Source organism: Brevundimonas sp. FV1ye28, assembly GCF_058681135.1.
Genome location: NZ_CM178731.1, coordinates 2,512,604 through 2,530,397, shown reverse-complemented (window position 1 = coordinate 2,530,397; position 17,794 = coordinate 2,512,604). Strand labels below are relative to the sequence as shown.

General features: G+C 67.3%; 19 protein-coding genes. 7 read left to right on the top strand and 12 right to left on the bottom strand.

The window, feature by feature from the left end:
• The first annotated feature begins 13 nt into the window (after positions 1–13).
• Complete coding sequence (locus ACW171_RS12365) at positions 14–1,267, top strand: UbiH/UbiF/VisC/COQ6 family ubiquinone biosynthesis hydroxylase (protein WP_492093638.1); 1,254 nt, start codon at positions 14–16, stop codon at positions 1,265–1,267.
• Here the strand turns inward: ACW171_RS12365 and ACW171_RS12360 are convergent.
• The 5 genes from ACW171_RS12360 to ACW171_RS12340 all read right to left on the bottom strand — a co-directional run bounded on the left by ACW171_RS12360 (position 1,264) and on the right by ACW171_RS12340 (position 4,342).
• A complete protein-coding gene (locus ACW171_RS12360; RefSeq protein ID WP_492093636.1) occupies positions 1,264–1,458 on the bottom strand; it encodes a Trm112 family protein in 195 nt (64 codons plus the stop codon). The two genes, ACW171_RS12365 and ACW171_RS12360, sit on opposite strands and share 4 nt — an antisense overlap.
• 97 nt (positions 1,459–1,555) lie before the next feature.
• Positions 1,556–2,215, bottom strand: coding sequence for an LON peptidase substrate-binding domain-containing protein (locus ACW171_RS12355; protein WP_492093634.1), 660 nt, complete (start codon positions 2,213–2,215; stop codon positions 1,556–1,558).
• Between the two features lie 9 nt (positions 2,216–2,224).
• Positions 2,225–3,121, bottom strand: a complete 897-nt coding sequence (locus ACW171_RS12350; protein WP_492093632.1) for a tetratricopeptide repeat protein — start codon at positions 3,119–3,121, stop codon at positions 2,225–2,227.
• Between the two features lie 231 nt (positions 3,122–3,352).
• Complete coding sequence (locus ACW171_RS12345) at positions 3,353–3,814, bottom strand: hypothetical protein (protein WP_492093630.1); 462 nt, start codon at positions 3,812–3,814, stop codon at positions 3,353–3,355.
• Between the two features lie 9 nt (positions 3,815–3,823).
• Complete coding sequence (locus ACW171_RS12340; protein WP_492093629.1) at positions 3,824–4,342, bottom strand: prolyl-tRNA synthetase associated domain-containing protein; 519 nt, start codon at positions 4,340–4,342, stop codon at positions 3,824–3,826.
• A gap of 50 nt (positions 4,343–4,392) precedes the next feature.
• Between ACW171_RS12340 and ACW171_RS12335 the strand changes: the two genes are divergently transcribed.
• Positions 4,393–5,133, top strand: coding sequence for a DUF6065 family protein (locus tag ACW171_RS12335; protein WP_492093627.1), 741 nt, complete (start codon positions 4,393–4,395; stop codon positions 5,131–5,133).
• On the opposite strand, the gene ACW171_RS12330 is transcribed toward ACW171_RS12335, so the two are convergent.
• From ACW171_RS12330 to glmS, 4 genes are all read right to left on the bottom strand, one after another.
• Positions 5,134–6,000, bottom strand: a complete 867-nt coding sequence (locus ACW171_RS12330) for an NAD-dependent epimerase/dehydratase family protein (RefSeq protein WP_492093625.1) — start codon at positions 5,998–6,000, stop codon at positions 5,134–5,136.
• 8 nt (positions 6,001–6,008) lie between these two features.
• Complete coding sequence (locus ACW171_RS12325) at positions 6,009–7,247, bottom strand: NAD-dependent epimerase/dehydratase family protein (RefSeq protein ID WP_492093623.1); 1,239 nt, start codon at positions 7,245–7,247, stop codon at positions 6,009–6,011.
• 67 nt (positions 7,248–7,314) lie between these two features.
• On the bottom strand, positions 7,315–8,193 hold the full coding sequence (locus ACW171_RS12320; protein ID WP_492093621.1) for a UTP--glucose-1-phosphate uridylyltransferase: 879 nt from the start codon (positions 8,191–8,193) through the stop codon (positions 7,315–7,317).
• A 213-nt stretch (positions 8,194–8,406) separates the two neighbouring features.
• Entirely contained in the window at positions 8,407–10,224 is a 1,818-nt protein-coding gene (gene glmS, locus ACW171_RS12315) for a glutamine--fructose-6-phosphate transaminase (isomerizing) (RefSeq protein WP_492093620.1), read from the bottom strand.
• 126 nt (positions 10,225–10,350) lie between these two features.
• Between glmS and glmM the strand changes: the two genes are divergently transcribed.
• Together glmM and ACW171_RS12305 are read left to right on the top strand one after the other, a co-directional pair.
• Positions 10,351–11,700: a phosphoglucosamine mutase gene (gene glmM, locus ACW171_RS12310; protein WP_492093619.1), complete on the top strand. Its 1,350-nt coding sequence runs from the start codon at positions 10,351–10,353 to the stop codon at positions 11,698–11,700.
• 1 nt (position 11,701) lies between these two features.
• Entirely contained in the window at positions 11,702–12,256 is a 555-nt protein-coding gene (locus ACW171_RS12305; RefSeq protein WP_492093618.1) for a hypothetical protein, read from the top strand.
• On the opposite strand, the gene ACW171_RS12300 is transcribed toward ACW171_RS12305, so the two are convergent.
• Positions 12,253–12,816, bottom strand: a complete 564-nt coding sequence (locus tag ACW171_RS12300; protein ID WP_492093617.1) for an ATP-dependent Clp protease proteolytic subunit — start codon at positions 12,814–12,816, stop codon at positions 12,253–12,255. The genes ACW171_RS12305 and ACW171_RS12300 overlap by 4 nt on opposite strands.
• 86 nt (positions 12,817–12,902) lie before the next feature.
• On the opposite strand from ACW171_RS12300, the gene ACW171_RS12295 reads away from it, so the two are divergent.
• Entirely contained in the window at positions 12,903–13,109 is a 207-nt protein-coding gene (locus ACW171_RS12295; RefSeq protein WP_492093616.1) for a hypothetical protein, read from the top strand.
• Here ACW171_RS12295 and ACW171_RS12290 read toward each other — a convergent pair.
• Positions 13,106–14,413 (bottom strand): FAD/NAD(P)-binding protein, encoded by a 1,308-nt coding sequence (locus ACW171_RS12290; RefSeq protein WP_492093615.1) that lies wholly within the window; start codon positions 14,411–14,413, stop codon positions 13,106–13,108. The two genes, ACW171_RS12295 and ACW171_RS12290, sit on opposite strands and share 4 nt — an antisense overlap.
• Before the next feature lie 284 nt (positions 14,414–14,697).
• Positions 14,698–16,197 (bottom strand): phosphomannomutase/phosphoglucomutase, encoded by a 1,500-nt coding sequence (locus ACW171_RS12285; protein WP_492093614.1) that lies wholly within the window; start codon positions 16,195–16,197, stop codon positions 14,698–14,700.
• 186 nt (positions 16,198–16,383) lie between these two features.
• On the opposite strand from ACW171_RS12285, the gene gpmA reads away from it, so the two are divergent.
• Together gpmA and ACW171_RS12275 are read left to right on the top strand one after the other, a co-directional pair.
• Positions 16,384–17,097: a 2,3-diphosphoglycerate-dependent phosphoglycerate mutase gene (gene gpmA / locus ACW171_RS12280; RefSeq protein ID WP_492093613.1), complete on the top strand. Its 714-nt coding sequence runs from the start codon at positions 16,384–16,386 to the stop codon at positions 17,095–17,097.
• Positions 17,094–17,714: a bifunctional diaminohydroxyphosphoribosylaminopyrimidine deaminase/5-amino-6-(5-phosphoribosylamino)uracil reductase RibD gene (locus tag ACW171_RS12275; RefSeq protein ID WP_492093611.1), complete on the top strand. Its 621-nt coding sequence runs from the start codon at positions 17,094–17,096 to the stop codon at positions 17,712–17,714. Before gpmA ends, ACW171_RS12275 begins: the two co-directional genes overlap by 4 nt.
• Positions 17,715–17,794: the final 80 nt, after the last annotated feature.

Genomic DNA, 17,794 nt, shown 5'->3' with positions numbered 1-17,794 from the left:
AAGCCCTCGGTCAATGTCCTCCCCCCACACCCACGATGTCATCGTCGCCGGCGCCGGAATGGCGGGGGCGACGTTCGCGCTCGCGGCGGCTAGCGGCGGGCTGAAGGTCGCGATGATCGACCCGCAGCCTTTCTCGGCGCAGCTGGCCCCCACATTCGACGGTCGATCGACCGCGATCGCCTTTTCCACCTTCCGCATCCTGGACGCGCTGGGGCTGGGCGAAGGCCTGAGGCCCCACGCCTGCCGCATGGACCGGATCCTAGTCACCGACGGGCGCAGGCCCGGCGCGGCGTCGAAGGCCGCCTCCCCCGCCTTCCTGCGTTTCGACGCCGACGAGATCGGCGACGCCAACGGCGGCGAACCGCTGGGATATATGGTCGAGAACCGGCGCATCCGGGCGGCGCTGGCCGAGGCGGTCACGGCGACCGATATCGACCTGCGCACGCCCGGCTCGGTGGCGGGCGTCGAACAGACGAACGCCGCCGCCCGCATCACACTGGCGGATGGCTCGGCGATCAGCGCTCCCGTCGTCGTCGGCGCCGAGGGGCGGGGCTCGACGGTGCGCAAGGCCGCCGGGATCGAGACGGTCGGCTGGGGCTATGGCCAGTCCGGCGTGGTGGCCACGGTCCGGCTCGGCCGAGACCACGGCAATGTCGCCCACGAATATTTCCTGCCGGGCGGCCCCTTCGCCATCCTGCCCCTGACCGACCAGCGCGCGAGCCTGGTCTGGACCGAGAGCATCAGGGCGGCCGAGGCGCTCAAGACCTGTTCGGACGAGGCCTTCCAGTCGCACCTGATGTGGCGGTTCGGAGAGTTCCTCGACCGCGCCACGCCGGAGGGGCCGCGTTTCGTCTATCCGCTGGCTTTGGAGCTGGCGACGCGACTGACCGCCCCGCGCACGGCCATCATCGGCGATGCTGCCCACGGCGTGCACCCGGTCGCGGGCCAGGGCCTGAACATGGGTCTGAAGGACGCCGCCGCTCTCGCCGAGGTGCTGATCGAGGCGATGCGGCTGGGCGAGGATATCGGGTCGGAGGTGGTGCTGGAGCGCTACGCCCGCTGGCGCCGGTTCGACACTGTGGCGCTGGCGGCCGGGTTCGACGGTTTCGTGCGGCTGTTCTCCAACGACCTGCCGCCCGTGCGGCTGGCGCGGGATCTCGGCATGGCGGCGGTGAACCGCATCGGGCCCATGCGCCGCGCCTTCATGCGCGAAGCCGGGGGCGCCACGGGCGATCTGCCGAAGCTGCTACGGGGCGAGTTGGTCTAATCCAGCTGCCGCGCTTCTTCCGGCAGCATGATCGGCACGCCGTCGCGGATCGGGAAGGCCAGCTTGGCCCCCTTGGAGATCAGCTCGTTCGCCTCGCGGTCGTAGGTCAACACACCGCGCGTGACGGGGCAGACGAGCACCTCGAGGAGCCTCGGATCAACGGATGACGGGGTGTGAAAAGCGTCGCTCATGAAATGTCCAAATCCGCGCTCAACTAGCGAACGACCGCACAGTTTACCCTCGGGCGGATCGAAGATCCGACCCGGGGGTGAGCGGTAGCGCCCTTCCTTATTGCATCGACGTCGGCGTGTCGCCGTCGCCCGTTTCCGCCGCATCGATCCGCATCAGGGCGGTCAGGACATCGACCCGGTCGTCCAGCGCGGGGCTTTCCAGCAAGGCCTGTTTCTCCGCCGGTTCGAACGGCAGAGCCATGGACAGGCTGTTGATCAGGGCTTCCTGCGGCGCGGCCTCGGCCGTCTCCCAGTCGATCTCGAGCTGGCGGCGCTCCAGATAGGTTTTCAGCCCGGCGAGGAAGGCGGGGCGGTCGAAGGCCTCGCCCTCGTGCGGCGCGATCAGATCGCTCTCGAACGGCGCGAAGGCGGCGCGGACCTGGCGATAGGGGGTCTGGCTGGGCAGTTCGGTGGTCACCCGAAAGCGGGCGATCCCCGTCAGGGTGATCAGATAGCGGCCGTCCGAGGTCTCGGCGAAACTGGTGATCCGCCCGGCACAGCCCACGGCCGACAAACTGGGCAACTGCGCCGTTCCGCCCGTCGGCTGGATCATGCCCAGCATCCGCTCGCCCGCCATGGCGTCGTCGATCATGTTCAGATAGCGCGGCTCGAAGATGTTCAACGGCAACTGACCGCGTGGCAGCAGGATCGCCCCCGGCAGCGGAAAGACCGGGATCACCTGCGGCAGGTCGATGGCCTTCACATAGCCCTGGGCCATGGGTCGTCCTTACGCGAACAGGATGGAGGAGAGGCGACGACGCCCGTCCTTGGCGACGTCGGAGGACAGACCGGCGGCCTCGAACACCACCAGCAGGTGCTTGCGCGCCGCACTGTCGTTCCAGTCGCGATCGGCCTGAACGATGGTCAGCAGGCTGTCGACCGAGCCTTTGAGGTCGCCCTCCGCCGCCTGGGCGAGCGCCAGGTCGTAGCGGGCCTGATGATCGGCGGGGTCGGCCTTCACCTTTGCTTCCAGCGCGGCCGTCTCGCCCGTGGGCGCGCTCGACGAAAGGGCCAGCTGGGCGCGGACGGTGACGACGGACGGCTCGGTCGAATCCTGCGGGGCCATGGCGATGGTCTGGCGCGCCTGATCGGCGTCGCCGCCCGCAAGATAGACGCGCGCCATGCCGGCGATGGCCTTCTGGTTTTCCGGTTCGATTGTCAGGATGTGGGCGAAGGCCTGGGCCGCGCCGCCGAAGTCCGACAGTCCCAGCGATTCCTCGCCCAGGGTCAACAGTTGCTCGACGTCGGAGTTGACGCTCTCGCCACCCGACAGCTTCTCGATGAAGGCCTTGATCTGGCTCTCGGGCACCGCGCCCTGGAAGCCGTCGACCGGCTGGCCGTCGACGAAGGCGTAGACCGTCGGGATCGACTGGACCCGCAACTGACCGGCATAGGCCGGGTTCTTGTCCACATCGATCTTGACCAGCTTGACCGCCCCGCCGGCCGCCCGGACCTGCTTTTCCAGGGCGGGGGTCAGGGTGCGGCACGGTCCGCACCAGGTGGCCCAGAAATCGACGATCACCGGCTGGATCTTCGACTGGGCGATGACATCGTCCATGAAGCCGGCGTCGGAGCCGTCCTTGATCAGGTCGTCGGGCGAGGTCTGGGGATCGGCGAGGGTCATCGGGTCTCTTTGAAGCTCGGGGCTGTAACGCGGTAGGGCTCAGATGGTCGCGGGGCAGACGTGCCGCAAGCGCTAAACCCGCTTGATCTGGAGAACCCTCGGGGCCTGAAATCTTGACTTTAGCGTGCATTTCTGCACACTGAACCTGTGCGACACGGTGAATCTCCAGGCCGTAGCCAGACCCTCGCTTGCGAAGGTCGGATTGGCATCATGTGAGGGAATATGGAGTCCTCACCACGTTATACGGGCAGCTCTGGCTGCCCGTTTTTCGTCGCGGAGCAAGGGATAGCGACGGCGTTTGCTTCGGACGTCACGCTCCCGCGTCTGATAGAATGTCGCGACGTATAGCCGTCGGCTTGCCAGCGCGCATTTCACGGTCACTTGGAACCAGCCGAATTCGGTCTCGTGCAGGAAGGTGACGTGTCGGTCGCGGTCCGCAAGGGCCATGCCGCGCTCGACCGTGTCGAAAATCAGGGGAAAATGTTCGACATTCAGACTGTGCTTCGTCACCGCCTTCATCGCGGCGTCGTGGCCGATGAATAGCGTCTTCGACAATGGCTCCAGATGAGCCAGCACTTCATCGGGTAGAAGCTGGGCGCAGGCGATCTCCTTGCCCGCCCCGATTTCCAGAAACCTTCGCCAATCCCGAGGATGCATCCAGGGGTTGATATCGCCGACGCGTTGATCCGCCAACGCACGTCGTTATTCGGGAGGAGGTTTTCCGAAGTCCACCACCAACGGCTCGCGCCCGATCTCTGACATGAACCGCCGGAACGCCACCTGGCTTAGCGCCGTCGTCGCCGTATTGGTCAGGGGATGGAAGTTGACGATGCCAGCCTCCCACAGCCGTTTGTCGATCACGAACCGGACCTGATGCTCGACGTCGTTGATCAACCCCAGGGCCGTGACCGAGCCCGGCCTCACGCCCAGGGTCTCGTACATCAGGATCTCATTGCCGAATGATACCCGGTCCGACCCGATCGTCTTCGGCGAGGCCTTAAGGTCGATGACCGTGTCCTGGGTTGCCGAGATCAGCCACAGCCGGCCCTTCTTGTCCTTCAGGAACAGGTTCTTGGTGTGGGCGCCGGGCATGGCGGCCTTGATCTCTTGGCCCTCGTCGACGGTGAAGACGGGCGGATGATCGTGGGTCGTCTGTGCGACGCCGTGCTCGGCCATCCAGGCCAGCAGGCGGTCGCGATCATAGGCTGGTTGAGTGGTCATGCTTGGCCGGGCTAGGAGTGGTCCACCTCGATACCGCCCGGAGCGTCGCCTTGGAACTGGAATGCTACCCCATGTCGGCCCGGCCGCCGGACATGGTGCCCGGACGCCAGTCGCGGAACTGGATGGACGCCTTCGTCAGCCGGCATCCCTATCGCTGCCTGCCCCTGACCATGGCCAACACCACGGGGTGGGAGATCCTGTGCCCCTTCACCTTCACGGCCGAATGGAACGGCGGGCCGCAGCAGTCCGACATCACCATCACGCCTGAGCGGCCCCAACCCGAGCTGGATCATTTCGTCACCTCGCACTTCTCGCGCGGGGTCCTGACCATGCATCCCCAGTATCTGTTCCGCACGCCGCCGGGCTGGGGAATGATCTGCTCGGGGTCGCCCAACCACATGAAGGACGGGATCCAGCCGCTGGTCGGCCTGATCGAGACCGACTGGCTGCCCTTCCCCTTCACCATGAACTGGCTGTTCACCCGGCCCGGCCGGATCAAGTTCGAGCGCGGCGAGCCCTTCTGCTTCATCCACCTGGTCGAGCACCGCAAGATGGAGGCGGTCCAGCCGGTCATCCGCACGCTGGAATCCAATCCGGTGATAAAGGGCCAGTTCGAGGCCTGGAACCGCCAGCGCACCGACTTCAACCAGCGGCTGGCCTCCGGCGACCCGAACGCGGCCAAGGAGGCCTGGCAAAGGTTCTACTTCAAGGGCGAGATCCCCGAGGCCCTGGGCACGGCGCCGGAGACGCATGCCAACAAGCGCAGGCTGAAGACCCCACGGGTCGGCTGATCAGCTGGAGGCGAGGATCGCCTCCAGCCCTTCCCGCCAAGTCGGATGGGCGGGCCGCCAGCCCAGCTCGGCCTTGGCGCGGGCGTTCGAGATGCGTTTCGAGTCGAGATAGAAGCGCCGCATCCCCTCCGACACCGACGGATCGGTCCAGTCGACTTCGGGCGGCTGAGGCAGGTTCATGCGTCGAGCCGCATCGGCCATGACGACATCGATCGGCGACGGCGCGTCGTCGACGAGGTTGTAGGCGGCGCCCGGCCTCGGCCGCGCCATCGAGGCGAACAGACCCTCGACCGCGTCCTCGACATAGATGCGGTTGAACACCTGACCGGGCTTCCTGACGATCCGGGCCGTGCCGTCGCGCAGTCGATCAACCACCGACCGACCGGGCCCGTAGATGGCCGGCAGGCGGAAGACCTGCACCGTCAGTCCCATCCCGCGCCCGGCGTCGAACCAGTCCGCTTCGGCCCTGACGCGACGTGCGCCCTCGAGGCTCGCGGCGTTCAGGGCGTCGTCCTCGAACACCCAGCCGCCGTTCCGGTCGCCATAGACGGCGGTGGAGGAGACGTAGCCGATCCAGTCGGGATAGGCGCCCGCCTCGGTCAGTGCCGGCAGCAGGGCGCGCGCCCCCGGACAGCCGTGTCCTTCGGGCGGAGCGGTGATCAGGATCGCGGAGGCCTTCGCGACCGCATGGGCCAGGACCGCCCCGTCCGACGGATCGACGGCCGTGATCCCCTCCGCCTCGAGCGCGGTCCGGCGCTCCGGGTCCCGCGAGGTGGCCGCGACGGACAGCCCACGCGCCTTCGCTTCGGTCAGGGCCGCCCGGCCGAGATAGCCGGCGCCGAAGACGAGCAGGGAGCCTTGCGCCATTCTGGAAATCAGCCGACGCGCGCCTTGGCGGCGCTTGGAAGCGGAGCCGGGGTCGGTTCCGGGGCATCGCGCAGGGCCTCGGCCCGCCTGCCGTTCCAGGCGGAGACGCAAGGGATCTTCGACCGATCGGCCCGGTCGGCGTAGCGGCGGGCGATGTCGGTGACATCGGCCATCAGCCCCTCGGCCAGGGTGATCGGCTTCAGGCCCAGATCGCGGAATTGGTCATTGGCGACGACGAGTTCGTTCTCGTCGGCTTCCTGGCGCGGGTTGGCGACATTGTGGACCTCGGCGCCCGTCATCCCGGCGACCAGGGCGGCCAGGTCGCGGACGCGGCGGCTTTCGGTCATCTGGTTCAGGATCTTGACGCGCTCGCCGGTCTTCGGCGGGTTCTTCAGGGCCAGTTCGACGCAGCGCACCGTGTCCTGGATATGGATGAAGGCCCGCGTCTGGCCGCCCGTGCCATGCACCGTCAGCGGATAGCCGAGCGCGCCCTGCATCAGGAACCGGTTCAGGACCGTGCCGTAGTCGCCGTCATAGTCGAACCGGTTGATCAGGCGCTCGTCCTGACGGGTCTCTTCGGTCTGGGCGCCCCAGACGATGCCCTGGTGCAGGTCGGTGATCCGGACCCCGTCGTTCTTGGCGTAGAACTGGAACAGCAGCGCGTCCTGGGTCTTGGTCATGTGATAGATCGAACCCGGGTTCGGCGGGAACAGGATCTCCTGTTCGGTGGGCCCGAAGTCGGTCTGGACCGTGACCTTCAGATACCCCTCGGGAATCCGCAGTCCGGCGGTCGTATAGCCATAGACCCCCATGGTCCCCAGGTGCGCCAGGTGGACGTCGAGCCCGCTCTCGACGATCGCGGCCAACAGGTGGTTGGTGGCGTTCAGGTTGTTGTCGACGGTGTAGAGCTTGTGCCGCGCCGACTTCATCGAATAGGGGGCGGCCCGCTGTTCGGCAAAATGGACGACGCTGTCGGGCTTCTCGTCCTTGATCAGGGCGACGAGCCGGTCGAACTCCTTGCCGACCGTCATGTTGACGAAGCCGATCTCCTTCCCCGAGACCGCCTTCCAGGCGGCGATCCGTTCGCCCATGGTCCGGATGGGGGTCAGGGACTGGACCTCCAGCTCGTTGTCGATGTTCCGACGGCTGAGGTTGTCGACGATCACGACGTCCCAGCCCCGCGCCGACAGATGCAGCGCCGTGGGCCAGCCGCAGAAGCCGTCGCCGCCTAGAACCAGTACCTTCATCGTCATTTTCCTCTGCCCTCCCCCTGCCTAGCCGAAGGTCGGGAGCGGAGCAAAGCGGAGCCGTGGCTTACAGCAGGGGGGAAATCGCCGCACGGGCCGCAGCGCCCAGGCCGGCGTGCTTCAGACCATAGGCCACATTGGCCCGCAGCAGCCCCACCGGATCGCCGCAGTCGAAGGTCGTGCCCTCGTATTCCAGGGCGTGGAAATCCTTGACCGTCATCAGCCGCGCCATGGCGTCGGTCAGTTGGATCTCGCCCCCCGCGCCCGTCTGCTGGTCGGCCAGCAGGGGGAAGATGTCGGGCGTAAGCACATAACGGCCCGAGATGAACAGGTTGGACGGCTCGGTCCCCAGCGGCGGCTTCTCGACCATGCCGGTCATCCGGTTCAGCCGCCCCTCCTGCCCGTCCAGGGCCACGATGCCGTACTTGTGGGTCTCGCCCTCCGGCGCCGGTTCGACGACGACGACGTTTCCGCCGGTCTGTTCGTGAGCCTCGATGGCCTGTTTCAGAGCCGGGGTCTCGGACATCATCAGCATGTCGGCCAGGATGACCGCGAACGGCTCGTCGCCGATCAGGTCGCGGGCGCAGAAGACGGCGTGGCCGAGGCCCAGCGGGGCCATCTGGCGCACGAAGCTCATCTCGCCGGGCTTGGGCAGGTCCATCACGACCTGGGTCAGGATATCGTCCTTGCCCTTGGCCTTCAGGATCGCCTCAACCTCATAGGCGTGGTCGAAATAGTCCTCGATCGACGACTGGCCGCGCCCGACCACGAAGATCATGTGCTCGATGCCGGAGGCCCGCGCCTCCTCGACGATGTGCGACAGGATCGGCCGGTCGAACACGTTCAGCATGTTCTTGGGCGTCGTCTTGGCTGCGGGCAGCACCCGCGTGCCCAGCCCGGCGACGGGCAGCACGGCCTTTCGAACGCGGGAAGTCGTCTTCGTCATATGGATCCCCTGACAGCGGTGGGGAGCCTAACGCATGCGCGAGCTCTTTGCCGCCTTCACATCTGAATTTTTCCGCTCATCCCCGCGAATGCGGGGACCCAGTTCTGTTGTGAGGCACGGCGCTTGGGATGAGGCGGGAGAAAGACGGAAAATTCGAACGTCCAAAGCACTGGGTCCCCGCTTTCGCGGGGATGGGCGGAGAGAGGAAGGGGCCTATTCCACCGTCACCGACTTGGCCAGGTTCCTCGGCTGATCGACGTCGGCGCCCTTCACCACGGCGACATGGTAGGCCAGAAGCTGGATCGGGGCGGACATCACCAGCGCCGAAACCAGCGGATCGCAGGCCGGCGCCGTGACCACCACCTTGGCTCCGGCGGGCGCGTGCTTGGCCCCTTCCGGGTCGGTGATGAAGACCACCTGACCGCCCCGCGCCATGACCTCGCTCATGTTCGAGGCCGATTTTTCGAACCAGGAGTCATAGGGGGCCAGGATGATGATCGGCGTCGCCTCGTCCACCAGGGCGATCGGCCCATGCTTCAGCTCGCCGGCGGCATAGCCCTCGGCGTGGATATAGCTGATTTCCTTCAGCTTCAGCGCGCCTTCCAGGGCCAGGGCCGACATCGGGCCGCGCCCCAGGTAGAGGACGTCCTTGGCCTTGGCGATCTCGGCGGCGATGTCCTTCAGCGCGTCTTCCAGACCGATGGCCTCGGCGATCAGCCGGGGCGCTTCCAGCAACACACGGACCAGTCGCTGTTCCTCGGCGTCGTCGATCCGGCCGCGCGCCTTGGCCGCCGCGATGGCGATTGCGATCATGACCGAGACCTGGGCGGTGAAGGCCTTGGTCGAGGCGACGCCGATCTCGGGCCCGCAGTGGATCGGCCAGACGACGCCGGCCTCGCGGGCAATGGTTGATTCCGTCGCATTGACGATGGCCGCGGTCTGCATGCCCGCTTGGGCGCAGTGGCGGAAGGCGGCCAGAGTGTCGGCGGTCTCGCCCGACTGCGACATAGCGATGGCCAGGGCGTTGGGCCGCAAGCTGGGATTCCGATAGCGGAACTCCGAGGCGATCTCGACGTCCACAGGCAGGTCGGCGAGATCCTCGATCAGATACCGGCCGATCATTCCGGCGATCCAGGACGTACCGCAGGCGACGATCTGGATCCGGTCGATGGCGGCGAAATCCACGCCCTCGACGGTGGTCTTGTCGGTCAGGGTGTCGACATAGGCGGCGATGGTGCGCTGGCACCCTTCCGGCTGGTCATGGATCTCCTTTTCCATGAAGTGCCGATAGTTGCCCTTCTCCATCAGGACGGCGGAGGCGGGCACGGTCTTGACCGGCCGCGCCACCTCCTTGCCCGCGCCGTCGAAAATGCGGGCCCCGTCATGGGTCGCGATCACATAGTCGCCGTCTTCCAGATAGGTGATCTTGTTGGTGAAGGGCCCCAGGGCCAGGCCGTCCGAGCCGATGAACATCTCTCCGTCGCCGTGACCCACGGCCAGGGGCGGGCCGTTCCGCGCCGCCAGGATGACCTCGTCCTCGCCCGAGATCAGGACGCACAGCGCGAATGCGCCCGACAGCCGGTCCAGCGTCGCCTTGAAGGCCTCCAGCGGCGACAGACCCGTCGCCAGTTCCGAATCCAGCAGATGGGCGACCACCTCGGTATCGGTCTGGGACGAGAAGACGCGGCCGGCGGCGATCAACTCGGCCTTCAGCTCGGCGAAGTTTTCGATGATGCCGTTGTGGACCACGGCCACGCGACCGGCGATGTGGGGGTGGGCATTGGCCTCGGTCGGGGCGCCGTGGGTGGCCCAGCGGGTGTGGCCGATGCCGGTGGTGGCCTCCAGCGGACTGGCCGCCAGCACCTTTTCCAGCTCCTTCAGCTTGCCGGGCGCGCGGCGGCGCTCCAGCACGCCGTTGACCTGGGCGGCGATCCCGGCGGAATCATAGCCCCGGTACTCCAGCCGCTTCAGGCTTTCGATCAGACGATCCGCGACGGGCTGGGTTCCGACGATGCCGATGATGCCGCACATGGGGGGGGGGAAGCTCCTGCCGCAGGGTCCGGTCGAAGGTGACGGCCGGGATGGTCTGCTCTAGGACGGCCTTAAGACGCCGACACCTAAAAAGGCGTTTCGGCAGGTTTCGGTGGAGGGCCGCACATGGGCGAGCGCAAATATTTCGGCACGGACGGTATTCGCGGCAAGGCGAACACCAAGCCCATGACGGCGGAGATCGCGCTCCGCGTCGGGCTGGCGGCCGGAAAGCTCTTCATGTCGGGCGACGACCGCCGCCATCTGGTGGTGATCGGCAAGGACACCCGCCTCTCTGGCTATATGATCGAACCCGCCCTGGTCGCCGGTTTCGCCTCGGTCGGGATGGACGTGCGCACCTTCGGCCCCATCCCGACGCCGGGCGTGGCCATGATGACCCGTTCGATGCGCGCCGACCTCGGCGTCATGATCTCGGCCAGCCACAACGACTACGCCGACAACGGCATCAAGCTGTTCGGCCCCGACGGCTACAAGCTGTCGGACGAGATCGAGCTGAAGATCGAGGCCATGATGGACGCCGAGCTCGATGCGGGTCTGGCTCCGTCGAACCAGCTCGGCCGGGTCAAGCGGATCGACGACGCCCCGCCCCGCTATATCGAGATCGCCAAGGCCGCTTTCCCGCGCCACCTGTCGCTCGCCGGCCTGCGCATCGCCGTCGACTGCGCCAACGGCGCCGGCTACCGCGTGGCCCCCACCACCCTGTTCGAACTGGGGGCCGAGGTCTGCGCGGTCGGCGTCTCGCCGAACGGGACCAACATCAACGCCGACTGCGGCTCGACCCATCCGGAGACGCTGGCAGCCGCCGTCAAACAGTACCGTGCCGACATCGGCATCGCGCTGGACGGTGACGCTGACCGGCTGATCATCTGCGACGAGACCGGCAAGGTCGTCGACGGCGACCAGATCATGGCCCTGATCGGCCGCGACTGGGCCCGGCGCGGCGTGCTGAAGGGCGGCGGCGTGGTCGCCACCGTCATGTCCAACCTCGGCCTGGAACGCGCCCTGACCGACGACGGCCTGACGCTTGAGCGGACCAAGGTGGGCGACCGCTATGTCATGGAACGGATGCGCGAGGGCGGCTTCAACCTCGGCGGCGAACAGTCGGGCCACCTGATCCTGCACGACCACGCCACCACCGGCGACGGCCTGATGGCCGCGCTCCAGGTCCTGGCCGTCCTGGTCGAGAGCGGCAAGCCGATGAGCGAATTGGCCCGCCAGTTCGAGCCCGTGCCCCAGCTGCTCCAGAACGTCCGCTTCACCGGCGGCAAACCGCTGGACGACGCCAAGGTCAAGGCCGCCATCGCCGACGCCGAGGCCGCGCTGGCCGGTCAAGGCCGCCTCCTGGTCCGCCCCTCCGGCACCGAAAAACTGATCCGCGTCATGGCCGAGGGCGACGACGAGGCCCTGGTCAAACGCGTTGTCGCCGAGGTGTCGGCGGCGGTGAAGGCGGCGGGATAAAATGATCCGCACGGCGCTCGTCGCTGCCATGGCCGCCATGATGGCCACCCCCGCGTCCGCGCAGGACCTGGATCCATTCCAGAAATCCAACGCTGACGCGCGCCTCGGAAATCAGGAGCCGTTCGCCCGTCTGACCGTTGACGGCGCGTGGGGCGATCCGGCGGACGCCTTCGCCTTCTTCCATTTCTGGGACAAGCCATGGGGCGAGCCTGGCCGCCGTCGCGGTCTGGCGATCCGGAAGGCCAGTCGGACGGAAAGCGCGCCGATCTGGGCCAACTCCTTCGATTGTCCGCAGGTGGAGCCAATCATCGCCGCCCTTGAAGAGGTCGAGCCACCCCGCATCGACGTGCTTGGGGTGGGACGCGACTATCCTCCGAGAATGACCCTCGATGGCGCCTCCTTCGCGCTCTCAGTCCGCTGGCCCACTTGGAACGGCCTCGTGGGCGGTGAGCTACGGATGGCTGGCAACTACGGCTCGCCCTTGGCCGACTGGGCGCAGCGGCTTGACCGCGAACTCGGCGATTGCTGGGCGGTGGACCCGCCCGTAGCAGTTTAGATCACCCCCGCGACCAACCCCATCTCCACCGCCTCGTTCGCCTCGATGTACCAGTTCGACGGCGCACGCTTCAGCAGTTCATCCATCGTGACCGACGACCCGGCGATGATGTTCTCGAACCCTTCCCTCTCGATCAGCATCGAGTGTTCGATCTCGTGTAGCGTCGCCTTCACCGAGGCCACGCAGGTTGTCAGCGGCCCGCTGATCTGCAGGGTCTTGTCCATCTTGCGCTCGTGGATCATCAGCCGACAGCCCCGCGTCAGAAACCGGTTTTCGCGCGCGAAGAAGCTCATGAAGGTCGCGCCCGCCGAATAGACCGCCGCCTTGCCGACGAAGACGAACCGGCGCTCCGGACTGAGGTCGGAATGAAACCGGATGTCCTCGCCGATCATCCGCGCCACCTCGGGATCACCGCCCAGGGTCGACAGTTCGACCACCACCACCCCGGTCGCAGGCGCGGCCGTCAGAAGCTCCCGGAACCGCCAGTACATGGCGTAGTCCACGTCGCCCGCCAGCAGAATGGCGGGGTCCTTGAAGGCGGTGGGGGGCAGGTCGGTCATGGGGGCTCGAGTCTCGTCCGGGCCGGAGAAGCGCCGGCCTCAGGATGTGGTTCCGTCGGCTACCGGACTCGTCGCTAAGGCTCCGCTTGCCGCTGCACTGCGAGCGGCGCTATCAGCCGATCCCCATGGTCGATATCGAACGAAAAAAGCTGATCCTGCAGGCCGAACAGGAGTTCGAGCGGAAGGAAAATCTTTCGCGGGCCCTGGCCGACAAGGGCGTCACCCTGTTCGGCCGGATCACCAGCCCGCCGCCGCCTGAAGACACGGCCGAGGCCGTCCCCGACGGGGCCTAGGACGAGGCGGTCAGCGCCTTCGTCACGTCCTCGATCCGCTTCCTGATATCCGGCACGGCGATGGTCTCCCAGAAGGCCGCGCGCGCCGGAGGCCCCAGCACGAACAGGCCGGGATCGGCCGTCCCGTCGGCCTGCAGCACCCGCCCCGACGCATCGAGCTCAAGCCCGAGCCTCAGCGGATCCAGCCGCGCCCGCCCGCTCGCCAGCAGCGGCCCCGTGACCGGATCGGCCTCGGGCGCATGGCCCGGCCCGGTGCAGTCGATCAACCAGTGGCCGGTCAGCGGCGCCTGAACCTGGCCCCGGCGCGTCCAGTCCAGTCGAACGGCGTCCGCCTCGGCCGTGATCGTCTTCACCCGACCCGCGACAACGCTCAGCCGCCCGTCCGCGAACAGCCGATCGATGAAGACCCCGATCCGGGGCGCGATCCGGTGGCGGTGCACGTCCCACCACGGCCTCAGATGCCGCACGATCCCGCGCCGCGTCCTCGGGTCCGCCTTGGCCCAGAGGTCGGCGGTGATCGGCCTCAGGCCCTCCATCATTTCGCGCCAGCCGGCAGCCCGCGCCACGGCCCGCGACGCCTTCACCCTCGCCGACAGCGGCCCGTCCAGCATCGCCGGGGTCGGCGCTTCGGGCCGGTCCGGCAGATCGCCATGCACTCGAGGCAGTAGGCCCCGCCGCGACAACGCCCGCGCTCGCCCGCGCCAGCCCTTGGCCTCCAGCGCCTGCAGCATGTCCACCATGGTCAGGCCGGCGCCGACGATCACGACCTCGTCCTCGGCGCCGATCCTATCCAGCGCCCCCGGTGCCCAAGGATCGGAAAGAACCCGCACCGATCCGCCGGCCGCCGTCTTCGGCGCCGGATTGCCCGTGGTCAGGACGACAGCCTCGGCGGCGATCCGGCAACCGTCGCTCAGGACGACGCCGTCAGCCTCGAGCCGTCCAACCTCGCCGACGACTCGTTCGATCATTCCCGGATGCGCCGCCTCGACCCCGGCCAGACGCGCCTGGACATAGCGACCGAACAGCTTGCGCGGCGCGAACCCGTCCGGGTCGGCGAACTCGGGCGCGTTCGCCTCCAGCCAGCGCACGAAATTATCGGGCTGGTCCGCCAGGGCGCTCATCCGCGACGAGCGCACGTTCAGCAGATGCCCCTCGAACGGCGTCGAATAGGCCACGCCCAGGCCGAAATCCCGGGTGCGGTTGATCAGCACAGAGGCGACGCTGGCCTCGGCCAGTCGCGCCGCCAGCATGGCACCGGAGAAGCCCGCCCCCACGATGGCAACCCTGTCGATCCGTCCCGCCACGCCGCCTCCCGCCTGTTGCGGCGGTTCTGGACCGCGCCGCGCCGAGGGTCAAACGCTGTCGGGCCCTCTCCCTTGCGGGAGATGGAAGCCTCCGAATTGGCAAAGGATGATCCGAGAACCCCTGTGGAATCAGAGGCTGGACCCATTGAGGGCCTTTATTCCAGACTTACCCCAAAACCGTGAGACACTCATCTCACGATCTTTGACATCGCCGCTCCGGCCCCGTCGACCGCGACTCTGTCGACTCTGTCGACTCTATTTTTGGAGTCGCGCCGGGATCGGCCTCAGATTTCCTGGTTGTACCCGCCGACTTCCGGATGTTCGGCCAGACGCGGCTTCACCTCCTTGTGGAACAGGTCGCGCATGTCCTGCTCCGACCGCATCGACTCGACCACCACGACCAGCTCCGGCTTGTTCGACGAGGCCCGGACCAGGACCCAGGACCCGTCTTCCAGATGGACGCGCGCGCCGTTGACCGTGATGACCTCGACGATCTTGCGGCCCAGGATCGACCCGCCCTCGGCGCCCAGTTTCTCGTACTCGGCGACGATCTTGGCCAGGACGTCGTATTTGATCTCGTCGTCGCAGTGCGGCGACATGGTCAGGCTGGTCCAGGCGTCCGGCAGCGACGACTTGAGATCGAACAGGGTCTTGTCCGGGTTGCGGTCCAGCATCTGAAGCACGGCCGCCGCGGCCACCAGACCGTCGTCGTAGCCACGGCCGATCGGGTTCGCGAGGAAGAAGTGGCCCGACTTCTCGAACCCGGCCAGGGCGCCCAGTTCGGCGGTCTTGCGCTTGATGTAGGAGTGGCCGGTCTTCCAGTAGACGGTGGTCGCGCCATTGGCCTTCAAGACTTCGTCGGTCTTGTACAGGCCCGTCGATTTCACATCGACGACGAAGGTCGCGTTCTCATGCAGGGCCGACAGGTCGCGGGCCAGCAGAAGCCCGATCTTGTCGGCGAAGATTTCCTCGCCGGTATTGTCCACCACGCCGCAGCGGTCGCCGTCGCCGTCGAAGCCCAGGGCCAGGTCGGCGCCGGTTTCCTTCACCCGCGCGGCCATCTGCATCAGCATGGCGTGGTCTTCGGGGTTCGGGTTGTATTTCGGGAAGGTGTAGTCGAGGTCGCAATCCATCTCGATGACCTCGCAGCCCATCCGGCGCAGGGCCTCGGGGGCGAAGGCGCCGGCCGTGCCGTTGCCGCAGGCGCAGACGACCTTGAGCGGGCGGCTCAGCTTGATGTCGCCGACCACCTCCTGAAGGTATTGTTCGCGGAAGTTCTCGACCCGCTCCAGACGACCGCCGGGACGGGCGACGCCCTGGCCTTCGAGCACGATCTCCTTCAGGCGGCCGATTTCTTCGGGGCCGAAGGTGACGGGCGGGTTGGTGCCCATCTTGACGCCGGTCCAGCCGTTCTCGTTGTGCGAGGCGGTGACCATGGCGACGCAGGGGGCCTCCAGCGCGAACTGGCCGAAATAGGCCATCGGCGACAGGGCAAGGCCCACGTCCAGAACCTCCATCCCGCCTTCGAGCAGGCCGATGATCAGGGCGTGTTTGACGGTCGAGGAATAGGACCGGAAATCGTGGCCCACGACGATGCGCGGCTGGATGTCGTTCTCGTGGACATAGGTGGCGAGCGCCAGACCCAGGGCCTGGATGCCCAGAAGGTTGATCTCCTTCTCCAGGATCCAACGGGCGTCGTATTCGCGGAAGCCCGTGGGCTTCACCAGAGGAATGGTCTCGAATTCGAAGGTGTTCGGAACCAGGTCCTGACGGGGCTTCAGCATGCGATGTCCTTGAAGGAAGGGAGGTTCCAGTCCTGCGGCGGTATAGCCGCAGGGTTGCAAGCGGACAACAACGCCCGATCCCTGTTATCGCTGCCGTGCGAAACCCGTGCGACGGCGCGAAGGCCCGGGGCGGCTTGACCCCCGCCGGGCGCGGTCCTACCCCGGAAGACGAACTTCGGAGAGCCCATGCCCCGCCTGATCCTGCTTCGCCACGGCCAGAGCCAGTGGAACCTCGAGAACCGCTTCACCGGCTGGGTCGACGTCGATCTGACCGCCGAGGGCGAGGCCCAGGCGCGGCACGGCGGCGAACTGATCGCCGAGGCCGGGTTCGCGCCGGCCGTCATGTTCACCTCGGTTCTGACGCGAGCCAGGCGCACCGGGGCGCTCGCCCTGTCGTCGGCGGGCCTCAAGGACGTGCCGGTGGTCGAGGACTGGCGCCTGAACGAGCGCCACTACGGCGGCCTGACCGGGCTCGACAAGGCCGAGACCGCCGTGAAGCACGGCGAGGACCAGGTGAAGATCTGGCGCCGCAGCTACGACATTCCTCCGCCGCCGATGGAGGCGGGATCGGAGTGGGATTTCTCGAAGGATCCCCGCTACGCCGGTCACTCCATCCCCGACACCGAAAGCCTGAAGACCACCCTCGACCGCGTCCTGCCCTATTGGAACGAGGCGATCGCGCCGCGTCTGCGGGCCGGCGAAGACGTCCTGATCGCCGCCCACGGCAACTCCCTGCGGGCGATCGTCAAACATCTGTTCGACGTGCCCGACGACCAGATCGTCGGCGTCGAAATCCCGACCGGCAACCCGCTGGAGATCGATCTGGACGCCGATCTGAAACCCACGGCCGCCCGCTATCTCGACACGGACCGCGCGACCGCACTTCCGGCCATCGCATGAGCGACGACGCGGTCTTCATGCGCCGGGCCATCGACCTGGCGCTCGACCGGATGGGCGAGACCTGGCCAAATCCGGCGGTGGGCTGCGTCATCGTCAAGGACGGCGTGGTTCTGTCGGAGGCCGCGACCGCGCCCGGCGGCCGCCCCCATGCCGAGGAACAGGCCGTCCCCGCCGCCGGCGCCGAGGTCGAGGGCGCGACGGCCTATGTGACGCTGGAACCCTGCGGCGCCCGGTCTTCGGGTCGGGCCTCCTGCGCCCAATTCCTCGCCGAAGCGAAGATCGCCCGGGTGGTCGTGGCGGCTCTTGATCCCTCGCCCTTCGCCTCCGGACGCGGCACCGAACGCCTGCGTCAGGCAGGGCTTCTGGTCGAGACGGGCCTGATGAAGGACGAGGCCTCGGTCCTGTCCGAGGGTTTCCTGCATCGGTTGGAGACCGGGCGGCCGATGGTTCGGATCAGCGCCGACGGAAAGGGATTCGACGCCCGGTTCGCGGCCTCGGCCCGCGCCGACCTGGTCACCGAACTGAAGCGGCTCGGCGAAGCCGGCTACACCCGTCTGTGGACTTCGCCGGGTGAGCTGGCCGATGCCTTGGCGGAACAGGGCCTGCTGACCCGGTAGAACGGGACGGCCCCGCGGGTAGATAAGACTTTATTCCGCATCGGGTCTTGTGGCGATCCATCGAGACACCATCTGTCCTG